The sequence below is a fragment of the Aeromonas sp. PS2Canimalfood6 genome, assembly GCF_048276795.1.
GTDB classification, from domain to species: Bacteria; Pseudomonadota; Gammaproteobacteria; order Enterobacterales; family Aeromonadaceae; genus Aeromonas; species Aeromonas caviae.
This window is the reverse complement of record NZ_JBLUXC010000031.1, coordinates 26,149-47,956: the sequence shown is the minus strand read 5'-3', so window position 1 is coordinate 47,956 and position 21,808 is coordinate 26,149. Positions and strand designations below refer to the sequence as shown.

Here is a 21,808-nt window from a genome sequence, read left to right as displayed (position 1 = left end):
AAGGTCTCGCCAAGGAGCTCCGGTGTGGAGTATCCAGAGAATGCCATCGAGCACTTGGCGCGGTTCACGGGTAGGGCGCCCGATCAGGCTTCGAGAAGGAAACTGGGGCTCGATAAGCCCCAATTGTGCATCTGTCAGCTGATAACGGCGGGACACGGAATGGATCTTAAACTGTTGAGAAGATGTGAGATTATATCTTCATCACTTTAAGAACACAGCCTAGGGGCTGACAAGGAGAGAAAATCAGAAGGGGGAGAGGAGATCAGGCCTTGATCCCGAAAGAGCGGGTGCTTGAGCGGGTATTGCCTTTGGCGTCATAGGTCAGGGAGCTGCTGTCTCTGAGCTTGCTGAGGAAGCTGGCGAGACGGCGATTGGAGACAATGCTGAGTTCGAGCAGACGTCCATTGAGGTTGTTCTGCTCCTGACAGGCTTCCAGCTTGGCTTGAAGGGCCTGCAATTGGGCCGGGAAGGCGCCCAGCTGTTGCTGCAAGTCGGGTAGCTCTGCCAGAGTCTTGTCCAGCATCTCGATGGCCACCAGCAGTTGTTGCTTGCGATCGGCGAGTGCCGGCAAGGCAAGGGCCCGGTGAGCCTTGAGGAGGTCGAACTCCTCTGCCAGCAAGCCTTGCATCTGGGAGAGGTTGTCGTCCTGAGCGCGCAGCAGCGAAGGGAGGTCCATCATCCCAACCGTTTATCCAGATCGGCTTCGAAGCTGAACATCTTTCTGGCCACGGCTTCGCTGTTGACCTTGTACTCCCCACTGGCCACAGCCTTCTTCAGGCTCTCGACGCGGCTCTCGTTACCGGTGGAGGCGGTGTTGAGGGTCTTCTGCATCTGTTGCAATTGCTGCGCCTCACTGGTCAAGGAGACAGAGTCGCTCTTGACGGTCGTCGCACGGCTGCTCTCGCTGGAGGTCGCCGACTTGGTGGCTACACCTTGACTGCTTCCGCTGTTTTGCAGGCGGTTGTTAGCCAAGTTGTTGATATTGTTGATAGCCATAAGGTTTACCTTCGTCTGCTTTGCTGTTCGCTTACCTGTATATCGGTGACGGCGGTCAGAACTTTAGAAAAAAATTGCGCAGTGCATTCCTGTGTCAGAATGTCACGACCACGGAGCCCACTGCACTGACCTGGCCTTGCACCGTTCTGCCCGAGCGCGTGTTGACAAGCCGGATCATGTCTCCGAAGCTGCCATCTTGCAAGGCGCGGGCCATGGTTTTGATCTGCATGCTGCTGTTTTCGGCGCTCAGGGTGACCTGGTCCCCCTTGCAGACCACGCATACCTGGGTGAGTCTGATTGGCTGACCCGGTTTGAGCTCACGCTTGCTGCGTACCCCGATGAGGGTGGTCGGGTCGGTAAGGTAGTCGCCACGGATCAGGGTCTGATCCTGGTATGCCAGGGTCAGCATGGGTTCACTCAGAATGTCTCCCTTGGCAACCGGGACGGCGACGGTGACATAGGGTTTCTGGATGCTGACCCGGACCGGTAGATAGAGATCCCAGGATTTGTCTCCCTCGCACTTGAGGTAGACGGTGGTGTTGCGACGGATCTCCATCCTGGCGGGGAGGGAAATGGTGAGGGCATCTTCGCAGCGCGTGAGGGGGAGGCGCTCGTCAATGGTACCGGCCTTGACGTCGGCCTGTGCATCGAGGGGAATATCGAGCTGGTCGAGCACGAACGCCTGTGCCTGTTCTTGCAGATAGTCGGTGACCTCGGACGCCATGGCGTGAGACAGACTGCAAAACGGCAGTAAGATAAGGAAAAGTCTACTAATCATTTTTGCTTACCGGTCGATAAGTTATTCACGTATACCACCGTAGTTAACTATGCTTGCTCCAGAATTATTCGATTGTTGAAACAACGATGATCTGATGCAAGCCAATGTGCATGCATAATGACATGCACGATCAGTGCCAAGCATTTTTAGGGAGTGTTTATGGCGAGTATTCTGGACTCGGTCAACCAGCGAACCCAGCTAGTGGGACAAAACAGGCTGGAGCTGCTGTTGTTTCGTCTCAATGGACGTCAAAGATTTGGCATCAACGTATTCAAGGTACGCGAGGTGCTGCAGTGTCCCCCTCTGACCGTCATGCCCAAGCTCAACTCCTGCATTCGCGGCGTGGCACATATCCGTGGCCAGACCATCTCGGTGATCGATCTCAGCATGGCGATGGGCAAGCGCCCCATCCAGGACCTCTCCAAGTGCTTCATCATCATCTCCGAGTACAACCGCTCCATTCAGGGGTTCCTGGTCCACTCGGTCGAGCGCATCATCAACATGAACTGGGAGTCCATCCTGCCGCCACCCAAAGGGGCTGGTCGCATCAACTACATGACGGCGGTGACCGAGGTAGATGGTGAGCTGGTGGAGATCCTGGACGTGGAGCGCATTCTCAACGAGATCTCGCCGGTCTCCACCGAGGTGTCCACCGAACTGGTGGAAGCAAGCGTGGAGCGCAATCCTCACGGGCGTCCCGTGCTGGTTGCGGACGACTCTTCGGTGGCGCGCAAGCAGGTTCAACGGGCACTGGAGGCTATCGGGGTGCAGTGCGTGCTGGCCAAGGATGGACGGGAAGCGCTCAACATGTTGCTGGAGATGTCCAAGAACGGTCCCATCAAGGATCAGATAGCCCTGGTCATTTCGGACATCGAGATGCCGGAGATGGACGGTTATACCTTCACCGCCGAGATCCGCAACAATCCCAACCTCAAGGATTTGCATGTTATCCTGCACACTTCCCTCAGTGGGGTGTTCAATCAGGCCATGGTGCAGAAAGTCGGAGCGAACAATTTCATTGCCAAATTCCAGCCGGATGAATTGGCCAAGGCCGTACAAGGCGCTCTCTAATCAAGAAGAACAACTGCATGAAGACACTTTCGGACGACTTATACAGGCAATTCAGCAATTTTCTGGCGCAACAGAGCGGCATAGTGCTGGGTGACAACAAACAGTATCTGGTCAAGAGCCGCCTGTCGCCCTTGATGACTCAGTTTGGTATCGAGAGTCTGTCTGATCTGGTCACCCGGGCGATGAGCGTGCGCGAGCGGGAGCTCAAGATGGCGGTGGTCGATGCCATGACCACCAACGAGACCCTGTGGTTTCGCGATACCTATCCGTTCCAGCTGCTGAGCGACAAGATTTTCCCGGAGCTTGGCAAGAGCGGTCGTCCCATCAAGATATGGTCTGCCGCCTCTTCATCCGGGCAGGAACCCTACTCCATCGCCATGACGGCGCTGGAGCAGCAAGTCAAGCGGCCGGGTACCTTGCCGGGCGGGGTGCAGATAGTGGGGACCGATATCTCCAGCACCATGCTCAACCAGTGCAAGGAGGGGGTCTACGACAGCCTGGCGCTGGCTCGCGGGCTCTCCCCCGAGCGCAAGCGACTCTTTTTCGAACCCTGTGGCGACAACAAGATGCGGGTGGTGGAGCGTGTCAGAAAATTGACCAGCTTCCGTCCCCTCAACCTGCTGGAGAGCTACAGCCTGCTCGGCAAGTTTGACATCATCTTCTGCCGCAACGTGCTCATCTACTTTGCGCCCGAAGTGAAATCCAAGATCCTCAACCAGTTCGCCAGCAGCCTCAATCCTGGCGGCTACCTGATGCTGGGGGCCTCCGAGTCTCTGGCCGGCCTCACCGACAAGTTCGAGATGATCCGCTGCAACCCCGGCATCGTCTACAAGGTCAAATAACCCCGCTCAATACCCTCTTGGCACACCTTTTGCTAAATATTCATGAAGCAGGAGGTGTGCTATGGCAATTTCATTCGACAAGGCATTCGGTGTTCATCAGTACACGCTGAGCGTGCGCGCCAAGCGTGCCGAGGTGTTGTCCAGCAACATCGCCAATGCGGACACGCCGGGCTTCAAGGCTCGTGACATCGACTTCTCACAGGCGTTGCAGGATGCCCAGGGCCAGCAAGGGTTCGGGCTCAGCACCACCAGCGAGAAGCACTTCGCCTTGCAGATGGATACCCCGGGCACGACCCAGTACCGCAATCCCCTGCAACCGGATACCGGTGACGGCAACACGGTGGACGTGCAGCAGGAGCGCAGCGAGTTCCTGCGCAACAGCCTCGAATACCAGGCCTCCCTTGAATTCATGAACAGCAAGATAAGCGGCCTGCTCAAGGCACTGAAAGGAGAGCAAGGATGAGTTTGTTCAAGGTCTTTGACATTGCAGGCTCTGCCATGAGCGCGCAGTCCGTTCGCCTCAACACGGTGGCGAGCAACATGGCCAACGCTGACAGCGTCAGCTCCAGCGTGGAAAAAACTTACCACGCCAGGCGGCCAGTCTTTGCCGCCCAGCTGGATCAGGCCATGTCCGACAAGCAGGCCTCGGTCGGGGTGGATGTGAAGGGCATCGTCGAGAGTGATGCGCCCCTGCTCAAGGAGTACAACCCGAATCACCCCATGGCGGACAAGGATGGCTTCATCTTCAAGCCCAACGTCAACATGGTGGAAGAGATGGCGGACATGATAGCGGCGTCGCGCAGCTACCAGACCAACGTCCAGGTGGCCGATGCGGCCAAGAAAATGTTGCAGCAGACCCTGGGTCTGGGCAAGTCCTGACAGAGGTGAACCCGGATGAGAGTGACCCGTGATCGCCTGCCAGGCGGCAACAATCGGCCCAGTGGGCACGCCCTAGAGAGGGGAGCATAAGTGGCAGATACCTATGACAGCCTGCTGGGCGTCAACCGGACGACGTCGGCCCAGACCAGTACGGTCAACACCAGTACCCAGAAAAAGGAGCTGGATCAGGAGTCCTTCCTGAAGCTGCTGACCATGCAGCTCTCCTATCAGGATCCGTTCAAACCGGTGGACAACGCCCAGATGCTTTCCCAGATGACCTCGATGTCGACGTCTCAGGGGATCAGCAGCCTCTCCACCCAGATGGAGAGCCTCAACAGCCTGATGACCTCCAGCCAGGCGCTGCAGGCCTCCGCGCTGGTGGGACAGAACGTGCTGATCCCGTCCAACACGGGTTACGTGGAGAAGGGAGGCACCCTCACGGGGGTCATCGCCACCGGCGATGGCGGCAGCAACATCAAGGTGACGGTGAAGGACGAGAGCGGCCAGGTCATCAGGGAGTTCGCCATCGAAGGGAGCCACAAGGGGAACGTGGCCTTTGAATGGGATGGCAAGGACAAGTCCGGCAACGAGGCCAAGAGCGGCAAGTATTCGATAGAGGCGCATGCCACCGTCGACGGCAAGTCGGAGAGCGTCCCCGCCCTGACTTACGCCAAGGTGGAGAGCGTCACCCTGGGAACGAGCACCAACCCCAGCACCCTCAAACTCAAGGGACTGGGCGGCATCTACCTGACCGATGTATTGGAAATTGGCGCGACGACCGGCAAGACCACCACCCAGTCGGCTTCGTCCTCTAACGCAGTGATCTAAGGAGAAAGACATGTCATTCAACAATGCCCTCAGCGGCATCAATGCGGCTCAAAAAGACCTGAACGTCACCGCGAACAACATTGCCAACGTCAATACCACCGGCTTCAAGGAGTCCCGTGCCGAGTTTGCCGACGTCTATGCCAACTCCATCTTCGTCAACGCCAAGACCCAGGTCGGCAACGGGGTGGCGACTGGCGCGGTGGCCCAGCAGTTCCATCAGGGCGCGCTGCAATTCACCAACAACGCGCTGGATCTCGCCATCCAGGGCAACGGCTTCTTCGTGACCTCGGACGGCCTGACCAACCTGGATCGCACCTACACCCGTGCGGGCGCCTTCAAGCTCAATGAGAGCAGCTACATGGTCAGCAACTCCGGCGGTTATCTGCAAGGGTACGAGATCAACTCTGACGGCACCCCCAAGGCGGTGAGCATCAACGCCACCAAGCCCATCCAGATCCCGGACAAGGCCGGTGAGCCGGTGCAGACCACGACGGTCGAAGCTGGCTTCAACCTGCCTTCCAGCACGAAAACGCTGATGGATGTCAATGCCTCCAAATTCGATCCCACTGACTCGACCACCTACTCCTCCTCCACCTCCGTGGTGGTCTATGACTCCCTGGGCGAGCCACACACCATCACCCAGTACTTCACCAAGGAAGCGGATCCGGCCGATCCTACCCAAGCGGCGGTGCCGACTGCCTGGCGCATGTACCTCTATGAAGGGGACAAGCCCATCGACATCGTAGGCGGTACGGCCACCACCATGGCGACCGGTCTGAGCCAGGCCCCCCTGAGCGCCCGGGTGACCTTCGATGCCTCCGGCAAGATGGTCACACCCACCACCCCGGCGGTCATCAAGACGGAACCCCTGGGGGCGGCGGGGGCTGGTATCATCACCAATGGCGCCGATGGCACCCAGGAGATTGAGTTCAAGCTTGGTACCGTGACCCAGTACGCCTCCCCCTTTGAAGTGAGCAAGCTGACCCAGGACGGCTCCACCGTCGGTCGCCTGACCAAGGTGGAGATCGGGGCGGATGGCATAGTCTCCGCCACTTACAGCAACGCCACCACCGTCAAGGTGGCCATGGTGGCCATGGCGAAGTTTGCCAATGCCCAGGGTCTCACCCAGGTCGGCGACACCTCCTGGCGCCAGTCCCTGCTCTCTGGCGATGCCTTGCCCGGCACCCCGAACTCCGGCACGTTCGGCTCCATCAAGTCGTCGGCGCTGGAGCAGTCCAACGTGGACCTCACCACCGAGCTGGTCGATCTCATCACTGCCCAGCGCAACTTCCAGGCGAACTCCCGTTCCCTGGAAGTGAACAGCTCCCTGCAGCAGAACATACTGCAGATCCGCTAAGACGGCGGGTAGTTGGCAGGGGCGCTTCGGCGCCCCTTGTCATTTCCGTCCCGCCTCATTTCCTCCTTTCATTCCGTCTTCGTCATCTCTCTTGGCATTCAACTTGCAGTTGAGCTGTGAGAGTCATCTGTTTGACGGAGGATCCCATGGATCACCTGCTTTACATCGCCATGTCCGGGGCCAAGGAGAACATGAACAGCCTGGCTGTTCGTGGCAACAACCTTGCCAACGCCAACACCATTGGCTTCAAGTCTGACTTCGAGCAGGCGCGCAGCATGCAGGCGTTTGGCGAAGGGCTGCCCACGCGGGTGTTCGCCATGACCGAGCGGCCGGGCCAGAACCTGCAGCACGGCATGCTGATGACCACGGGTCGGGATCTTGACGTTGCCGTCGATGGGCCGGGCTGGATTGCGGTGCAGGATCCCAACGGTGCGGAAGCCTATACCCGCATGGGCAACCTGCAGCTCAATGCCACCGGCAATCTGCAGACCTCCACCGGTCTGAACGTGGTGGATGATGCCGGTCAGCCCATCGTGCTGCCCCTGCCCATGGAGAAGATCGAGATCAATCGTGACGGTACCATCAGCGGCCGTCCCGAGGGGGCAGCCGCCAACCTGCCGGAAGATTTCCAACGTATCAAGCTGGTCAACCCGGCGGCAGATGCGGTGGAGAAAGGTCAGGACGGCCTGTTTCGCCGCAAGGATGGCCAGAATGAGGCCGCGTCTGCGGATGTGGGCCTGATCGCCGGCTCCCTTGAGGGGAGCAACGTCAACGTGGTCGACGAGATGACCAACCTTATTCGCTTGCAACGTCAGTTTGAAACTCAGGTCAAGATCATGAAGACCGCCGAGGAGAACGACGAGGCACAAACCCAGCTGCTGCGTATCAGCTAATCAAGGAGCACCCCATGAATCCTGCACTCTGGATCAGCAAGACCGGCCTCGATGCCCAGCAGACCAACATCTCGGTCACCTCGAACAACCTGGCGAACGCCAGCACAGTGGGCTACAAGAAGGCGCGGGCCATCTTCGAGGATCTGCTTTATCAGAACATCAACCAGCCTGGCGGTCGCTCCTCGGCGGACACCGAGCTCCCTTCCGGCCTGATGCTGGGGGCGGGGGCCAAGGTGGTCGCCACCCAGAAAAACCACAGTCAGGGCAACGTCCAGACCACGGACAACTCCCTTGACCTGATGATCAGCGGCCGCGGCTACTTCGAAATCCAGCTGCCCGATGGCAGCGCCGCCTATACCCGCAACGGCCAGTTCACCCTGAACGACGAGGGGACCATCGTCACCCCGGGCAACGGTTACCCGTTGCAACCGGAGATCCAGATCCCCGAGAACGCTCAGAGCGTCACCGTGGGGGAGGATGGCCAGGTCTCCGTCCAGCTCAAGGGGGATGGCCAATCCCAGGTGGTGGGCCAGATCAACACCACGGACTTCGTCAACCCCACCGGCCTGCAGCCCATGGGGGAGAACCTCTTCCTCGAGACCCAGTCCAGCGGCGCCCCCATTCAGGGGACAGCCGGTGCGGACGGGCTGGGGGTGATCAAGCAGGGGATGCTGGAGACCTCCAACGTCAACGTGACCGAGGAGCTGGTGAATCTCATCCAGGCTCAGCGGGTCTACGAGATGAACTCCAAGGTCATCTCCGCCGTCGACTCCATGATGTCCTTCCTGACCCAGCGGACCTGATGAAAGGAGTGTCATGATGAAAGCCATATGGATGCTGGGACTGCTGACGCTGGCGGGTTGCACCAGTACCCCCAATACCGCCAAACCGGATGACCCGGATTTCGCCCCCGTCTACGGGGAGCCGGAGCCGGTGTCGGTGCGCCCGACCGGCGCCATCTTCCAGCCCGAGCAGGTCAACGGCATCTACTCGGACATCAAGGCGCACCGGGTGGGTGACATCATCACCATCCAGTTGGCGGAGTCGACCTCGGCGTCGAAAAAGGCCAACACCCAGAGCGGCAAGGACAACAAGCTGGCGCTCGACCCCGTCACCCTGGGTGGCGTGCCGGTCACGGCGGGGCCCTACGATCTGTCGGCCTCCATCGGCCAGAACAGTGCCTTCAAGGGGCAGGCCAAGGCGGATCAGAGCAACAGCCTGCAGGGCAACATCTCGGTCAGCGTGGTCAAGGTACTGCCAAACGGCAACCTGCTGGTGCGCGGCGAGAAGTGGATCATGCTCAACAATGGCAACGAATATATCCGCATCACCGGTCTGGTGCGCCCGGAGGACGTGAGCTCGGAAAACAGCGTCTCCTCCCAGCGGGTGGCCAATGCGCGTATCTATTACGGCGGTACCGGGGATCTGGCGAACACCCAGGAACAGGGCTGGCTCACCAGCTTCTTCAACGGCCCCTGGTGGCCCATTTAAGACTCAATAGTCCGGGGCGTTCACGGGCCCCGGATCAGGAAGGTTTTGTTAGGAGATGTCATGAACCGATTCCGTCTGCTTGCCCTGCTGTGCTGCCTGCTGCCCTTCGGGCTGGCGCACGCATCCCGCATCAAGGACCTCGCCTCGGTGGAAGGAGTGCGCAGCAACCAGCTTATCGGTTACGGTCTGGTGGTGGGCCTGCCCGGCACGGGGGAGAAGAACAACGCCTTCACCGAGCAGACCTTCAGGACCATGCTCAACAACTTCGGCATCAAGGTGCCTGACAACATCAAGCCCAAGATCAAGGACGTGGCGCCGGTGGCCATCCACGCGGATCTGCCCCCCTTCTCCAAGCCGGGTCAGACCATAGACGTCACCGTCTCCGCCATCGGCGAGGCGAAGAGCTTGCGTGGCGGCACCTTGCTCCAGACCTTCCTGAAAGGGCTGGATGGCCGCGTCTATGCGGTGGCCCAGGGCAGCCTGGTGGTCGGTGGCCTCGGGGCCGAAGGGGCGGACGGCTCCAAGGTGGTGGTGAACACGCCCACAGTGGGGCGCATCGCCAACGGGGCGACCGTGGAGCGGGAGGTTCCCAACTCCTTCAGCCAGGGCGACACCATCACCTTCAACCTGAACCGGCCGGACTTCACCACCGCCCGCCGTCTGGCGGACGTGGTCAACGATCTGGTGGGTCCGAACACCGCCCAGGCGATGGACGCCACCTCCATCAAGGTATTCGCACCGCGGGATCCGGCCCAGCGGGTCTCCTACCTCTCCACCATCGAGAACCTGGAAGTGGACCCGGCGAGCGAGTCCGCCAAGATCATCGTGAATTCGCGCACCGGGACCATCGTCATCGGCAGCGAGGTCAAGCTGCGCCCGGCGGCCATCAGCCACGGTGGGCTGACGGTCACCATCGCCGAGAACCAGCAGGTCTCCCAACCCAATCCGCTCGCTGGCGGGCAGACGGCGGTCACCAACAACTCCACCATCAACGTGCAGCAGGATCCCGGTCGGATGTTCAAGCTCGATACCGGCGCGACCCTGGACGACCTGGTGCGGGCGGTGAACCAGGTGGGGGTCGCCCCCGGGGATCTGATGGCGATCCTGGAGGCGCTGCAGCAGGCGGGCGCGATCCAGGGCCAACTGGTCATTCTGTAATTTCGTGAGCGGCAAGCGGTTGCCACGGGCGGCAAAGAGGTAGGTTATGGCAGAGTTCGACACCCAGAGCGGTATCAATATTGGCATGGTGCAGGACGTCCAGAACCTGGACAAACTGCGCCAGATGAGCCTGAGCAAGGAGGGGAAGCAAGGGGCCCTGATGGCGGCCGCCCGCCAGTTCGAATCCATCTTCACCCAGACCCTGTTCAAGGGGATGCGCCAGGCCAACTCGGTGCTCACCGAGGGCAACCCGATGAACAGCAGCTACACCCAGTTCTATGAAGGGATGCTGGACGAGCAGCGGGTTGCCGACATGTCGAGCAAGGGGGGGCTGGGCATTGCCGAGATGGTGGCCAAGCAGCTCTCACCCGAGCAGACCTTCACCCATCAGGATGGCCGGGTACTCAAGCTGCCCCAGCGTACCGAGCGGGTCTACAAGCCCTATCAACCCCCCAGTGCCTCCAACGATCTGATTGCTGCCTCCAAAGTTGGCAAAGATTTTGCTGATAACGAAATGAAGGGTGAGCTGAATGGGGCCGAGCGTACGCTGGCCCTGCCAAGACGTCCCCACCGCACCGTGCCGCCCATGGGCAGCAGCCAGAGGCCTTCGGCCCTGGATGGCAGCGCCAAGGTGTTTGACAGCCCGGAAGAGTTCGTCGACAGGCTGATGCCGCTGGCCAAGAAGGCGGCGGACAAGCTGGGGTTGAGCCCGGCGGTGCTGGTGGCCCAGGCCGCCCTTGAGAGTGGCTGGGGCAAGCGGGTGATCAAGGATGCAGACGGAAACGTGACGCACAACCTGTTCGGCATCAAGGCCGATCCGCGTTGGGAAGGCCCCAAGGCGGTGGTGAGCACCCTGGAATACGAGCAAGGGGTGGCCTCGCGCCAGAAGGCGGCGTTTCGCTCCTACGAGTCGTTCGAAGAGAGCTTCAACGACTACGTGGATTTCCTGACCTCTGGGAGTCGCTACAAGGGGGCGCTGGCCAAGGTGGACAGCCCGGACCGTTACTTCGAGGCGTTGCAGCAGGCCGGTTATGCCACCGATCCCCAGTACGCCAGGAAACTTAAACAAGTGTTGCGCAGTGATGCCATCGCCGGCTATTCGACGCCCGGTAACATTGCAGACAGGAACACAGAGATGGAGCTGTAAGCTATGGCAAGCGATCTGCTTGGAATTGGGACCTCGGGTGTGTTGGCCCAGCAGCGGCTGCTGCAGACCACCAGCAACAACATAGTGAACGTCAATAGCCAGGGCTATGTACGTGAACGCACCCTGATCTACACCAATTCCGTCGGATTGGGGACGGGCGACATGGTGAGCGATCGCATCATCAACGCCTATGCCCAGGCCGAGGTTCGCCGTGATACGTCCGCTTATAACGCCGCCAACACCCGCTACGATCAACTGTTCCAGCTCGACAGCCTGCTCGGTGATGCCAGCAACAGTGTGGGGTCCACCATCACCTCCTACTTCAAGGCTTTCCACACCGCCAACGAGTCACCGTCCGAGATCGGAGGGCGCCAGACGATCCTGAGTGAACTGAGCGGTATGGTGGACAGATTCCACACCCTCTCCGCCCAGCTCGACAAGCAGTCCGATACCATCAACGCCACCATAGGGGACGAAACGGACAGGGTGAACAGCCTGCTGAACAGCATCAACGATCTGAACCAGTCCATCGTCCGCACCCAGGGCTCCCCTGAAGAGAACCTGATGCTGTTCGATCAGCGGGATGAGGCCATTCGCCAGCTCTCCGAGAAGATGGAGATCCGCACCGTGACCCAGCCCAACGGCAGCATGCTGGTCAACATGAGCACAGGGCACTCCCTGGTGCTCGATGGCGGCGTGGCCCAGTTCAAGGTGGTGCCGGGGGACCCGGATTCCCGTGAGCCTTCCCTGCAGCTGACCCTGGGCAAGAACCAGGCCAGCATCAACGACCAGGATATTGGCGGTGCCATCGGTGGCCTCTTCACCGCGCGTCGGGATCTGGAGCCCGCCAAGCGGGAGCTGGGGCAGATGGCCGTCGCCTTGGGGGATGCCATGAACCAGCAGAACCGGTTGGGGATGGATCTCGACAACGAGCTTGGGGGGGATCTCTTCACCCTCAAAGGAAGCCAGGGGTTGCCCTACGCCAGCAACCAGGGCAACGGGGCGGCCAGCGTCAACTTCGTTCCCGGCAAGGGGAGCGAGGTCACCACCTTCGACTACGAGGTGCGGTTCAACAGCGCCACCGGTTACGAGGTGTTCGCCATCGACGGCAGCGGGCAGCGTACCTCGCTCGCCACGGGGACCACGCCGCCAGCCACCTTCGAAGTGACGGGCCACGGCATCGAAATCGATCTCTCCGGCACACCGGCTGCAGGTGACAAGATCTTGTTGCAACCCACCCGGAATGCGGCTGCCAACCTGGAGCAGGCGATCACCCGTCCTGAAGATATCGCGCTGGCTTCCCCCCTGAAGGCGGACAAGGGATCCCAGAACCTGGGCTCGGGCGAGATAGCGCTGGGCGGTGTCTACAACACCGGCACGGGCTCGGGTTTTGGCACCAACACTTTGGACCCGAGTGCCCCCCAGGTCATCAAGATCGACGGCAGCGGCAACTACGAGGTCTATGACAAGAACAACAACCTGCTGGGTGTCGCCCCCGCCTCCAGCAAGGGACAGAACCTGATGGCCGCCCTCGAGAGCCCCCTGGGGGGGCCCAAGGTCTACGCCGATCCGACCCAGAGCCCGGGCTATGAGTTCAGCATCACCGGCAAGGTGGAGGCCAGCGACAGCTTCACGCTCAGCTACAACAAGGACGGCTTTGCGGACAACGCCAACGGCCTGGCGCTGGCGGAGCTGCAGAACAAGGAGCTGGTGCGCAAGAACAACAACGCCGCCACCAGCAACGACAAGATGACCTTCAACGATGCCTACTCGGGTCTGGTGAGCGGCATTGGCAACAAGACCAGCCAGGCCAAGACCCTGCTGCAGGCCAACGAGGCGAAGCTGACCCAGAGTACCGCCATCTTCGAGAGTGTCTCCGGCGTCAATCTGGAGGAGGAGGCGGCCAACCTCATCCGCTTCCAGCAGTCCTATGCGGCCTCGGCCCAGATAGTGAACACCGCCAAGACCATCTTCGACACCCTGCTCTCCTCCGTGAGGTAAGTCATGCGCATCACCACCAACATGATCTATGACCGCAACCTTGCCTCCATGAGCAAGGTGAGCGAGCGCCAGAACACCGCCTACAACCAGTTGATGACGGGGGATAAATTCTCCCGCTCCGGGGAGGACCCGGCCGGCATGAGCCAGAAGATGGCGCTGACCAAGGAGATCGATCTCTTCAAGCAGTACGGCGTCAACGGCAGCCTGCTGGAGAACAGCCTTGGCCACGAGGAGACGGTGCTGACCTCCCTCAACAACGCCATGCTGAGTGCCCAGGCCCTGATCCAGAAGGCGAACAACTCCGCCATGGGCTCCGAGGAGCGCAGCGCCATCGCGAGCGAGCTGGAGGGGCTGCAAAAGCAGATGTTCGACCTGATGAACAGCAAGAACTCCCAGGGGGAGTACATCTTCGGCGGCAATCAGAGCAAGACCCAGCCCTTCGTCAAGGATGCCAGTGGCAACTATGTGTTCCAGGGGGACACGGGGCAGCGCAACATCCAGGTCTCACCCACGGTGCAGATCCCGGCCAACGACTCCGGTTTCGATCTGTTCGAGATAGTGGCGACCCGGCGCACTGCCAGCGCCGCTAGTGGCAACATCCAGGTGTCGGTGGCGGATCAGGGGAACTTCGAGAGCTTCTATCGCAACAACTATGACTCTTCCCTGCCGAGCAACCAATATGCGGTCAGCACCCTGGCCGGGCCGCCGGACACCTACGAGATCCGTGACAGCGGTGGAACCCTGCTGCAAAGCGGCGACTATGTGGCGGGCAACAAGATCCCCTTCAACGGCCTGGCGCTCACCCTCGACCTCCCTGCGGGGTCGGCGACCCAGAACTTCGTGCTGGATACCCCGAAAAACGACAACATCCTCAATGGCATGTCCGATTTCATCTCCGCCATGCGTGATCCGACCCTGTCCGAGAGCGATTTCCAGCTGGCGGTCTCCGATGCCACCACCCACATGAGCAACGCCAGAACCAAGATAGACCGGGGACTGGGGGAGCTGGGGGGAAGGATGAACAGCCTGGAGCAGGTGATGAGTTCCAACGATGGACTCAGCACCCTGAACCAGCAGGCGCGGGCCAAGGTGTCCGAGGCGGACATGTACGAGGTGATCGCGGCCCTCTCCAAGGAGGATGCAGCCATGAGCGCCTCCCAGCTAGCCTTCAGCAAGATAAGCAAGCTGACCCTCTTCGACTATATCCGCTGACGTTCGTCCGTTGACCGCAGGCTCCCCCGTGCCACGCACGGGGGAGCCTCGTTTCATGAAGGGCCCGCCGTCCGGCCAATTTGTAACAACCCGTTGCCAGGGGCCCGTTTGCCTTGACTCGACCTGCGCCTGGGCAGATGATGCCGCCCGCACGGTAGCGCCGTGCAATCAATGTTCGCAGCATCTCGTTAGGCGAGGCTCCTGCATAAACACAGGCCACTGATCTCACGACGTCCAGAGACGCCCAAGATCAGGACAGTTTTCATCGGATTAAGGTGTCAACCCAAGTGGCTTCCGGCATGCCGGATACGTTATGCAGTGCTAAAGCTGGTACGTGGGGATGAAAACACGCCGGACGGCGTCATTTCCTGCCTGTTACTCGTCAATCAAATTGCTGTTTTCTTGCCGTTGCATCCGGCCCGTTGCCGGAGGCGTTCAGGTTCGCCTGAAATCACATGAGGACATCTGTGATGAAGAAAACACACACCCTGCTCAATCGTCATCAACTGCTCGACCCGGTTGCCCTGCGCAACTGGCTGGCGCACAACCTGGATCCGGTGGCCCGTGCCGATCAGCTTCTGACCCTGCGCCCGGAAGAGCTCAACTGCATCTTCGATACCCTCTCCATGCCGGAAGGGGCGTCCTTGCTCGCCTCCCTCCCGGCGGAGTGTGCCGGCCATCTGCTGCTCAGGCTGCATGGCAGCATCGTGGGGATACTGCAGGGCACCCTGGCCCGTCGGGACCTGCTGGCCATCCTGCGCAGGCTCGACGAGCACGATCGCAAGACCCTGCTCGCCCGGCTGCCAGACCCCGCCCGTAAAGCCTTCCAGTCCCTGCTGGCCTGGCCGAACGAGTCGGTGGGGGCCAACATGCGCCACGAATACCTGGCAGTGGAGGCCAATGCGACGGTGGAAAGCGCCAAGCAGCTGATCCACGGGGCCTGGGATCAGGCCAGGCTGTTTGGTCATCTCTATGTGGTTGACGGCGAGCAGCGCCTGCTTGGCAGCGTCTCCCTCAAGTCGTTGCTGATCGCCGATCCGCTGCTGCCGGTAGGGGACCTGATGGAGGGGGAGGCGGTGCGCATCAACGCCCGGGCGGATCAGGAGCTGGCGGCCCGCCTGCTCATTGACCGCGACCTCTCGCTCCTGCCGGTGGAAGATCAGGGTCGTCTGGTGGGGGTCTTCCACGTGGACGATGCCGCCGACATCCTGGAGCTGGAGTCCACCGAGGATGCGGAGCTGCAAGGGGGCTCCTCGCCGCTGGATACCCCCTATCTGCAGGCCACCCCCTGGCAGTTGTGGCGCAAGCGGGTGGGCTGGCTGCTGATCCTGTTCGTGGCGGAAGCCTACACAGGCACCGTGCTGCGGGCCTTTGAAGAGCAACTGGAGGCGGCCATCGCCCTGGCCTTCTTCATCCCGCTCCTCATCGGTACCGGTGGCAACAGCGGTACCCAGATCACCACCACCATAGTGCGTGCCATGGCGGTGGGGGAGGTGAGCCTGAAAAACCTCGGCACCGTGCTGAAAAAGGAGATCTCCACCGGTCTGCTCATCTCGGCCGCCATCGCGCTGGCGGCCTGGGTGCGGGCCTGGAGCCTGGGGGTGGGGCCCGAGATCGGCATGGTGGTGACCCTGACCATCGTCGCCATCGTGCTCTGGAGCGCCACTGTCGCCTCGGTGATCCCCATGGTGCTGCGTCGCTTTCGCATCGACCCGGCGGTGGTCTCCGCCCCCTTCATCGCCACCCTGGTGGACGGTACCGGCCTCATCATCTACTTCGAGATAGCCAAGCTGATCCTGCCGGATCTGCAGTAGGAAAAGACAAGAGACAAAAAAAGGCAGCCATCGGCTGCCTTTTTGCACAGAGGGGCGGATCACCCGAGCTGGAACAGCAGGGGCCAGCCCTGCTCGTGGCAGTAGCGGTGCTCCTTTTCCAGGTTCTGCATCAGCAACTTGTTCTCGTCGCACCAGTCCAGGGGCAGGGTGACCACCAGCTGATCCCCGGCGGCCTGCACGTTCCACTCGGGCAGCAGGTTGTCCTGACGCCTGTGGTGGGCCGCCACCGCGAGGCGCAGGATGCGGATGCAGCGCAGCACCGTCTGCTCGTCGTGGTTGGGCAGGGCCGGCAGCTCGGAGAGCTTGAGCCCCTTGCGGTGAAAGCGTACCAGGGCCGCCAGCAGGGCCTGATCGTCCTGGTTGAAGCCGGGCAGATCGGTGTTTTGCAAGATATAGGCGGAGTGTTTGTGGATGCCGCTGTAGTTGATGGCAAGGCCGATCTCGTGCAGCCGCGCAGCCCAGCCGAGGATGGCGCGATAGGGCTCTTCCGGCATCTCCCAGGGGCCGCTCAGGACGTCGAACAGGGAGAGGACGCTGCTCTCTACCCGGGTGGCCTGGCGCTTGTCGATGCGATAGTGAGTGCTGAGTGCAAGCGCGGTACGTTCGCGAATGTCGTGATGCTGCAGGCGCTCCTCGAACTCGTAGAGCAACCCTTCGCGCAGGGCGCCGTCGGAGTACTCCATCCGCTCGATGGGCAGGGAGGTGAATAGCCCGAGCAGGATGGCCACCGCGGCGGCAAAGACCCCCTGACGCTCCTCGGTGAGGCCCGCCAGTTTGAGCTGATCGACCCGCTTGTGCTTGAGCATCTCTTCTTTCAGCCGCTCCAGTCCCGCCAGGGTGATGGCACCATCGGTCCACTCTTCCCCCTGCAACACGTCGCGCACGGTGCGGATGGAGCCCGAGCTGCCGAGGCAGCTCTGCCAGCCCAGCTTGCGGTACTGGTTGATGATGGGGGCGAGCTGATGCTGGGCTTCCAACACGGCGGCGTTGAAGGCCTTCTCGCCGAGCTTGCCGTTGCCAAAGAAGCTCTGGGTGAAGCTAACGCAGCCCATCTTGCGGCTGGTGAGCGCCTTGTGCTCAAACCCTTCGCCGATGATGAGCTCGGTGCTGCCGCCGCCGATGTCCACCACCAGCACCTGGCCCTCGATGTGCTGGGTATGGGCGACCCCCTGATAGATGAGGCGGGCCTCTTCCTGGCCGCTGATGATCTCGATGGGGTGGTTGAGCACCTTGGCTGCCTCGCGCACGAAGTCGCGGGCGTTGCTGGCGCGGCGCAATGTGTAGGTGCCGGCGATGCGGATCTGATCCGGCTTGATGTTGGTGAGCCGCTCGGCGAACAGGGCGAGGCAGTCCAGCCCGCGCGCCATGGCCTCCGGGGACATGCGGCGCTGCTCATCCATCCCTTCGGCAAGGCGCACTCGCTCCTTGATGCGATCGATGATCTGCATCCGCCCCTCGGTGAGGCGGGCAATGACCATGTGGAAGCTGTTCGAGCCCAGATCGACAGCGGCGTACAGACTATTGTCCATGGTTTGACTCTATGCGTTTGAGGTAGTCGTAAATCGCCACCTGGGAACGGACCTTGCGGCGGTTGCCCCGCTTCACGTATTCGTTCTTCTGGTCGGCATCGATCACCCGCGCCTTGCAGGTATCACTCAGTTGTAGCTCGAGAATGTCGAGGATGCGCTGCTTGAGCCGCTCGTCATAGATGGGGGTGCCCACCTCGATGCGACCGTCGATGTTGCGGCTCATCCAGTCGGCACTGGAGATATAGAGCTGGGGATTGCCCTTGTTGTGGAACACCATCACCCGCGGATGTTCGAGGAAACGGTCGATGATGCTGATGACCCGGATGTTGTCGCTCAGACCCGGCACCCCCGGGCGCAGGGCGCACATGCCCCGGATGATCATCTGGATGGGCACCCCGGCCTGGCCGGCGGCATAGAGCCGGTTGATGAGGTCTCTGTCCACCAGGTTGTTGATCTTGAGGGTGATACCGCTGGGTTGCCCCGCCTTGGCGTTGGCCAGCTCGTTGTCGATGAGGCGATAGAGCTGGCGGCGGCTGTTGATGGGGGAGACCAGCAGGTGGTTGAACTTGTAGCGCCGGTACGGGTACTCGATGTACTCGAACACGCTCTCCACCTCGGCGGTGATGTCCGGATGGCGGGTCAGCAGGGAGAAGTCGGTGTAGATCTTGGCGGTCTTCTCGTTGAAGTTGCCGGTCCCGATATGGGCGTAGCGCACCGCCTCGCCGTTCTCGTGGCGGGTGATGAGGCAGAGCTTGGAGTGGATCTTGAGGCTGGGCACCCCGAACACCACTTTGACGCCTGCGTCGGTCAGGATGTTGGCCCAGTCGATGTTGGCTGCCTCGTCGAAGCGGGCGCGCAGCTCCACCACCACGGTCACCTTCTTGCCGTTGTTGGCGGCGTCGATGAGGGAGTGGATGATCCGCGACTTCTTGGCCACCCGGTAGATGTTGATGCGAATGGCGCTGACCGCCGGGTCGAAGGCCGCCTGGCGCACCAGCTCGGTGAAGTGGTGGAACTTGTGATAGGGGTAGTAGAGCAGGATGTCCTGCTTGGCGATGGCGTCGAAGGCGTTGACGAAGCCGTCAAAGTCGCGGCAGTCCAGGGCCGGCAGCTTGGGGTTTTCCAGATAATCCCGGCCCACATTGGGGAAGCCGATGAAATCCTTGAAGTTGTGATAGCGCCCACCGGGCATGATGGCGTCGTAGGAGCTGATCTGCAGCTTGAGCTTCAAGAAGCTTATCATGGCCGCCGGCATCTCCCGCTCGTAGACGAAGCGCACCGGCATGGCGGTGAGGCGCTGTTTCAAGCCGTCACTCATCTTGTCCACCAGGCTGAGGTCCAGCTGGTCGGAGAGATCATATTCGGCATCCCGGGTCAGCTTGACCGCGTAGGCGGCAATCTCGTCGTAGTCGAAGAAGCCCTTGAAGATCTCGTCCAGACAGAAGCGGATAACGTTGTCCAGGATGATGATCTGCTTCTTGCGACGGGTGCCCTCCGGCGGTAGCTGGAAGAAGCGGGGCAGATCGTCGGTGGGCACTTCCACCAGGGCGTACTGGATCACCTGGCCGTTCTTCTTCATCTCGATGGCGAGATAGGTGTGCTCGTCTTTCAGGAACTTGACCGGGTTGACCTCTTTGTTGAGCAGGATCGGGATGATGTGGCGCAGCACCTTTTCCCGGAAGAAGATCCGCAGCCACTGCTGGATGGACTCGGAGAGCTGGCTTTCGTTCACCAGGAAGATGTTGTGGCGGGCCAGCGCGATCAGCAGCTCCTTGTAGGTGTTGTCGAACGCCTCGCCGAGCGCCATCACCTTCTGCTGGATGGCGCGCAGCAGCACCTTGGCCTCGTCGTCGCCGCCGTGGACTTCGTTGATGAGGATGCGGCGCTTGACGTCCGACACCCGTACCTTGAAGAACTCGTCCTGATTGGAGGAGAAAATCCCGAGGAAACGGACCCGCTCGATGAGGGGTACCGTCTTGTCCATCGCCTCTTGCAACACCCGTTCATTGAATGAGAGCCAGCTAAGCTCTTTCTCTTCATACTGCTTGTCGGTGCTCATCTGGTGCCTCTTTGCTCTGGTTGCGTCTGCGCGGAAGTTATGGCGTCAAATCATGACAAATTTATGACAGGCGACACTATTCGCTCAGATCCTGATCGATGTCGACGACGAGGTCGTCGGAGAGGGACTCCAGGGCCGTGACGAGATCGTCCAGTTCGAGCTGCGGCGGCATAGCCACCAGGGCGTGGGCATAGAAGAGGGGGGCGCCTGAGTGGGGCGCAGGTTCGCAACCTGTGGTGAGGTCGGCGACGTTGATGTTGAGCTGGCGCAGGATGCTGGCCACTTCGTGGACGATGCCCGGTCTGTCGTTGCCGGTGACGCTCAGCATCACCTGATGGGCCGGTTGCGGGCTCAGCTGCCCTTCGGCGAAGCTCACGGTGAGGCCAGGCAGCATCACCAGGGCCTCGCACAGGTTGCGGTAATGCTCGTCAGGCACGGCGACGTGCAAAATGCCGGCAAATTGCCCCGCCAGCTCGCTCATGGAGCTGGCCAGCCAGTTACCCTGCTGCCGGGTGATGGTATCGGCCAGGCTCTCGACGATCCCGGGTTTGTCTGCGCCGATCACGGTGACGACCAATTGCTTTTGCATCCTGCTCTCCTTGAATGGGGCTGCGTGGGGTCCGTTGACGCCTGGCGGCGACGGGGTGCGCGCCAGAACGTCCATGGGCTCTAGCATTGTGCCTGCTGTGACAGGCCATATGAAGCCCGCCTTGCGCAAATTCAGTGAAAAAACGCGAATGCCGGGACGGGCTTGATTTCTGCGCTGCCTGAGTCGCTTTCCCCGTGGTAGAGTGTGCCCCTTCCTTTGGTGTGAACTGAATTTGTCTTGTAAACGGGATGTGCGTGTATGAATAGCCTTGTCGTATCGGGAGCTGTGTTGCTGGGGTTGCTCCTGCTGGTGATCGTCTGGCGCAGGGAGAAAGAGGGCAAGGCCGAGCCCTATGATCTGCAGGAAACCTTGATGAGCCCAGCCGAGCGCACCTTCTTCGGGGTGCTGGATCAGGCGGTGGGGGACAAGGCCCGTGTCTTTGCCAAGGTACGAGCCTCCTATGTATTGACGCCCGAGGCGCACCTTGGCAAGGGCAAGCGCCAGCAGGCGCTCGGCAAGATAGGGGAGAAGCACTTCGATTTTCTGCTCTGCCACCCGACGGATCTCTCTTTCCTGTGTGCCGTGGAGCTGGATGACGAGGGGCACCGCCACCAGAAGCGCAAGTCGCGGGATCTCTTCCTGAAGGCGGCCTGCGATGGCGCCGGCCTGCCGCTGTTGCAGATCCCGGCCAGCAGCCACTACCAGGTCGACGAGTTGCGGGAGCAACTGCTGCCCCTGCTGGCGAGAACGACGGCGCCGGTGGATGACCTGCTGCCCGGCGAGCGCCGCGAACCGACCTTCAGCCCGCTGCTGCTCGATGGTGTCGATCTGGGTACGTCACACCCGGGGGCTGCCAGGGAGCCCCAGGTGCCGCCCCCCCAGGCCGAAGAGGCAATGCCCGCGTTGATGGAGGAGAATCCCTTCCTCGATCCGGATGAGGAGGAGCCCCGGGAGACGATCCCTCATTGCCCCCGCTGTGCCGCGCCCCTGGTGGCACGGGAAGCACGAAAGGGTCCCCATGCCGGTCGCCTGTTCCTCGCCTGCAGCCGGTTTCCCGAGTGCCGCTATGCCGCTCCCCAGGAGAGCGTGAAACACTGATCCCTCCTCTGACGCCGCACCCTGTCGGCGTCATTCTTTCCCCTT

At 61.1% G+C, this 21,808-nt stretch carries 22 protein-coding genes and 1 riboswitch; of the genes, 15 read left to right on the top strand and 7 right to left on the bottom strand.

Features of this window, described 5'->3' with window-relative positions; genetic code table 11:
* The 4 genes from ACNPAA_RS13400 to flgA form a co-directional block, all read right to left on the bottom strand.
* On the bottom strand, positions 1 to 156 hold a 156-nt coding region (locus ACNPAA_RS13400; RefSeq protein ID WP_417891818.1), incomplete at its 3' end, for a transposase.
* A 106-nt stretch (positions 157 to 262) separates the two neighbouring features.
* Positions 263 to 679 (bottom strand): flagella synthesis protein FlgN, encoded by a 417-nt coding sequence (locus tag ACNPAA_RS13395; RefSeq protein WP_162540923.1) that lies wholly within the window; start codon positions 677 to 679, stop codon positions 263 to 265.
* A complete protein-coding gene (gene flgM / locus ACNPAA_RS13390; RefSeq protein ID WP_010675298.1) occupies positions 676 to 996 on the bottom strand; it encodes a flagellar biosynthesis anti-sigma factor FlgM in 321 nt (106 codons plus the stop codon). Before flgM ends, ACNPAA_RS13395 begins: the two co-directional genes overlap by 4 nt.
* A 94-nt stretch (positions 997 to 1,090) precedes the next feature.
* Positions 1,091 to 1,696 carry a flagellar basal body P-ring formation chaperone FlgA gene (gene flgA / locus ACNPAA_RS13385; RefSeq protein WP_308444226.1) on the bottom strand — a complete coding sequence of 202 codons (606 nt, stop codon included), beginning with the start codon at positions 1,694 to 1,696 and terminating at the stop codon, positions 1,091 to 1,093.
* Positions 1,697 to 1,933: 237 nt separating this feature from the next.
* Between flgA and ACNPAA_RS13380 the strand changes: the two genes are divergently transcribed.
* The 14 genes from ACNPAA_RS13380 to mgtE all read left to right on the top strand — a co-directional run bounded on the left by ACNPAA_RS13380 (position 1,934) and on the right by mgtE (position 16,467).
* Positions 1,934 to 2,845: a chemotaxis protein CheV gene (locus tag ACNPAA_RS13380; RefSeq protein ID WP_010675296.1), complete on the top strand. Its 912-nt coding sequence runs from the start codon at positions 1,934 to 1,936 to the stop codon at positions 2,843 to 2,845.
* 17 nt (positions 2,846 to 2,862) lie between these two features.
* Positions 2,863 to 3,687: a CheR family methyltransferase gene (locus ACNPAA_RS13375; protein WP_010675295.1), complete on the top strand. Its 825-nt coding sequence runs from the start codon at positions 2,863 to 2,865 to the stop codon at positions 3,685 to 3,687.
* Between the two features lie 61 nt (positions 3,688 to 3,748).
* Positions 3,749 to 4,150 (top strand): flagellar basal body rod protein FlgB, encoded by a 402-nt coding sequence (gene flgB / locus ACNPAA_RS13370; RefSeq protein WP_010675294.1) that lies wholly within the window; start codon positions 3,749 to 3,751, stop codon positions 4,148 to 4,150.
* Entirely contained in the window at positions 4,147 to 4,566 is a 420-nt protein-coding gene (flgC, locus tag ACNPAA_RS13365) for a flagellar basal body rod protein FlgC (RefSeq protein WP_005329775.1), read from the top strand. Before flgB ends, flgC begins: the two co-directional genes overlap by 4 nt.
* A gap of 90 nt (positions 4,567 to 4,656) precedes the next feature.
* Complete coding sequence (locus tag ACNPAA_RS13360) at positions 4,657 to 5,394, top strand: flagellar hook assembly protein FlgD (RefSeq protein ID WP_045524147.1); 738 nt, start codon at positions 4,657 to 4,659, stop codon at positions 5,392 to 5,394.
* A 10-nt stretch (positions 5,395 to 5,404) separates the two neighbouring features.
* Positions 5,405 to 6,751 carry a flagellar hook protein FlgE gene (gene flgE, locus ACNPAA_RS13355; protein WP_042017542.1) on the top strand — a complete coding sequence of 449 codons (1,347 nt, stop codon included), beginning with the start codon at positions 5,405 to 5,407 and terminating at the stop codon, positions 6,749 to 6,751.
* Positions 6,752 to 6,897: 146 nt separating this feature from the next.
* Positions 6,898 to 7,644 (top strand): flagellar basal-body rod protein FlgF, encoded by a 747-nt coding sequence (gene flgF / locus ACNPAA_RS13350; protein ID WP_010675291.1) that lies wholly within the window; start codon positions 6,898 to 6,900, stop codon positions 7,642 to 7,644.
* Between the two features lie 14 nt (positions 7,645 to 7,658).
* Positions 7,659 to 8,447, top strand: coding sequence for a flagellar basal-body rod protein FlgG (gene flgG, locus ACNPAA_RS13345; protein WP_010675290.1), 789 nt, complete (start codon positions 7,659 to 7,661; stop codon positions 8,445 to 8,447).
* Positions 8,448 to 8,463: 16 nt separating this feature from the next.
* A complete protein-coding gene (gene flgH, locus ACNPAA_RS13340; protein WP_201871722.1) occupies positions 8,464 to 9,135 on the top strand; it encodes a flagellar basal body L-ring protein FlgH in 672 nt (223 codons plus the stop codon).
* 60 nt (positions 9,136 to 9,195) lie between these two features.
* Entirely contained in the window at positions 9,196 to 10,293 is a 1,098-nt protein-coding gene (locus ACNPAA_RS13335; RefSeq protein WP_010675288.1) for a flagellar basal body P-ring protein FlgI, read from the top strand.
* Between the two features lie 46 nt (positions 10,294 to 10,339).
* On the top strand, positions 10,340 to 11,440 hold the full coding sequence (gene flgJ / locus ACNPAA_RS13330; RefSeq protein ID WP_210539031.1) for a flagellar assembly peptidoglycan hydrolase FlgJ: 1,101 nt from the start codon (positions 10,340 to 10,342) through the stop codon (positions 11,438 to 11,440).
* A 3-nt stretch (positions 11,441 to 11,443) separates the two neighbouring features.
* On the top strand, positions 11,444 to 13,441 hold the full coding sequence (flgK, locus tag ACNPAA_RS13325) for a flagellar hook-associated protein FlgK (RefSeq protein ID WP_201871723.1): 1,998 nt from the start codon (positions 11,444 to 11,446) through the stop codon (positions 13,439 to 13,441).
* 3 nt (positions 13,442 to 13,444) lie between these two features.
* Entirely contained in the window at positions 13,445 to 14,653 is a 1,209-nt protein-coding gene (flgL, locus tag ACNPAA_RS13320; RefSeq protein ID WP_171865629.1) for a flagellar hook-associated protein FlgL, read from the top strand.
* Positions 14,654 to 14,830: 177 nt separating this feature from the next.
* Positions 14,831 to 15,000: riboswitch (M-box (ykoK) riboswitch) on the top strand.
* 123 nt (positions 15,001 to 15,123) lie between these two features.
* Positions 15,124 to 16,467, top strand: coding sequence for a magnesium transporter (gene mgtE, locus ACNPAA_RS13315; RefSeq protein ID WP_139736373.1), 1,344 nt, complete (start codon positions 15,124 to 15,126; stop codon positions 16,465 to 16,467).
* A gap of 59 nt (positions 16,468 to 16,526) precedes the next feature.
* Here the strand turns inward: mgtE and ppx are convergent, their stop codons facing one another.
* The 3 genes from ppx to ACNPAA_RS13300 all read right to left on the bottom strand — a co-directional run bounded on the left by ppx (position 16,527) and on the right by ACNPAA_RS13300 (position 20,665).
* Positions 16,527 to 18,017, bottom strand: a complete 1,491-nt coding sequence (gene ppx / locus ACNPAA_RS13310; protein WP_171865630.1) for an exopolyphosphatase — start codon at positions 18,015 to 18,017, stop codon at positions 16,527 to 16,529.
* Positions 18,007 to 20,076 carry a polyphosphate kinase 1 gene (gene ppk1 / locus ACNPAA_RS13305; protein WP_010675282.1) on the bottom strand — a complete coding sequence of 690 codons (2,070 nt, stop codon included), beginning with the start codon at positions 20,074 to 20,076 and terminating at the stop codon, positions 18,007 to 18,009. The genes ppx and ppk1 overlap by 11 nt, the downstream gene beginning before the upstream one ends.
* A gap of 76 nt (positions 20,077 to 20,152) precedes the next feature.
* Complete coding sequence (locus tag ACNPAA_RS13300) at positions 20,153 to 20,665, bottom strand: glycine cleavage system protein R (protein WP_005331931.1); 513 nt, start codon at positions 20,663 to 20,665, stop codon at positions 20,153 to 20,155.
* Positions 20,666 to 20,923: 258 nt separating this feature from the next.
* Between ACNPAA_RS13300 and ACNPAA_RS13295 the strand changes: the two genes are divergently transcribed.
* A complete protein-coding gene (locus ACNPAA_RS13295; protein ID WP_041206048.1) occupies positions 20,924 to 21,763 on the top strand; it encodes a DUF2726 domain-containing protein in 840 nt (279 codons plus the stop codon).
* The last annotated feature ends 45 nt before the right edge of the window (positions 21,764 to 21,808 follow it).

Excerpts from the sequence above, each read along its gene's own strand:
- ACNPAA_RS13395 (WP_162540923.1), bottom strand. The coding sequence starts at position 679 with ATGATGGACCTCCCTTCGCTGCTGCGCGCTCAGGACGACAACCTCTCC.
- flgM (WP_010675298.1), bottom strand. The coding sequence starts at position 996 with ATGGCTATCAACAATATCAACAACTTGGCTAACAACCGCCTGCAAAAC.
- ACNPAA_RS13380 (WP_010675296.1), top strand. The coding sequence starts at position 1,934 with ATGGCGAGTATTCTGGACTCGGTCAACCAGCGAACCCAGCTAGTGGGA.
- ACNPAA_RS13375 (WP_010675295.1), top strand. The coding sequence starts at position 2,863 with ATGAAGACACTTTCGGACGACTTATACAGGCAATTCAGCAATTTTCTG.
- flgB (WP_010675294.1), top strand. The coding sequence starts at position 3,749 with ATGGCAATTTCATTCGACAAGGCATTCGGTGTTCATCAGTACACGCTG.
- flgC (WP_005329775.1), top strand. The coding sequence starts at position 4,147 with ATGAGTTTGTTCAAGGTCTTTGACATTGCAGGCTCTGCCATGAGCGCG.
- flgE (WP_042017542.1), top strand. The coding sequence starts at position 5,405 with ATGTCATTCAACAATGCCCTCAGCGGCATCAATGCGGCTCAAAAAGAC.
- flgF (WP_010675291.1), top strand. The coding sequence starts at position 6,898 with ATGGATCACCTGCTTTACATCGCCATGTCCGGGGCCAAGGAGAACATG.
- flgG (WP_010675290.1), top strand. The coding sequence starts at position 7,659 with ATGAATCCTGCACTCTGGATCAGCAAGACCGGCCTCGATGCCCAGCAG.
- flgH (WP_201871722.1), top strand. The coding sequence starts at position 8,464 with ATGAAAGCCATATGGATGCTGGGACTGCTGACGCTGGCGGGTTGCACC.
- ACNPAA_RS13335 (WP_010675288.1), top strand. The coding sequence starts at position 9,196 with ATGAACCGATTCCGTCTGCTTGCCCTGCTGTGCTGCCTGCTGCCCTTC.
- flgJ (WP_210539031.1), top strand. The coding sequence starts at position 10,340 with ATGGCAGAGTTCGACACCCAGAGCGGTATCAATATTGGCATGGTGCAG.
- flgK (WP_201871723.1), top strand. The coding sequence starts at position 11,444 with ATGGCAAGCGATCTGCTTGGAATTGGGACCTCGGGTGTGTTGGCCCAG.
- flgL (WP_171865629.1), top strand. The coding sequence starts at position 13,445 with ATGCGCATCACCACCAACATGATCTATGACCGCAACCTTGCCTCCATG.
- mgtE (WP_139736373.1), top strand. The coding sequence starts at position 15,124 with ATGAAGAAAACACACACCCTGCTCAATCGTCATCAACTGCTCGACCCG.
- ppx (WP_171865630.1), bottom strand. The coding sequence starts at position 18,017 with ATGGACAATAGTCTGTACGCCGCTGTCGATCTGGGCTCGAACAGCTTC.
- ppk1 (WP_010675282.1), bottom strand. The coding sequence starts at position 20,076 with ATGAGCACCGACAAGCAGTATGAAGAGAAAGAGCTTAGCTGGCTCTCA.
- ACNPAA_RS13300 (WP_005331931.1), bottom strand. The coding sequence starts at position 20,665 with ATGCAAAAGCAATTGGTCGTCACCGTGATCGGCGCAGACAAACCCGGG.
- ACNPAA_RS13295 (WP_041206048.1), top strand. The coding sequence starts at position 20,924 with ATGAATAGCCTTGTCGTATCGGGAGCTGTGTTGCTGGGGTTGCTCCTG.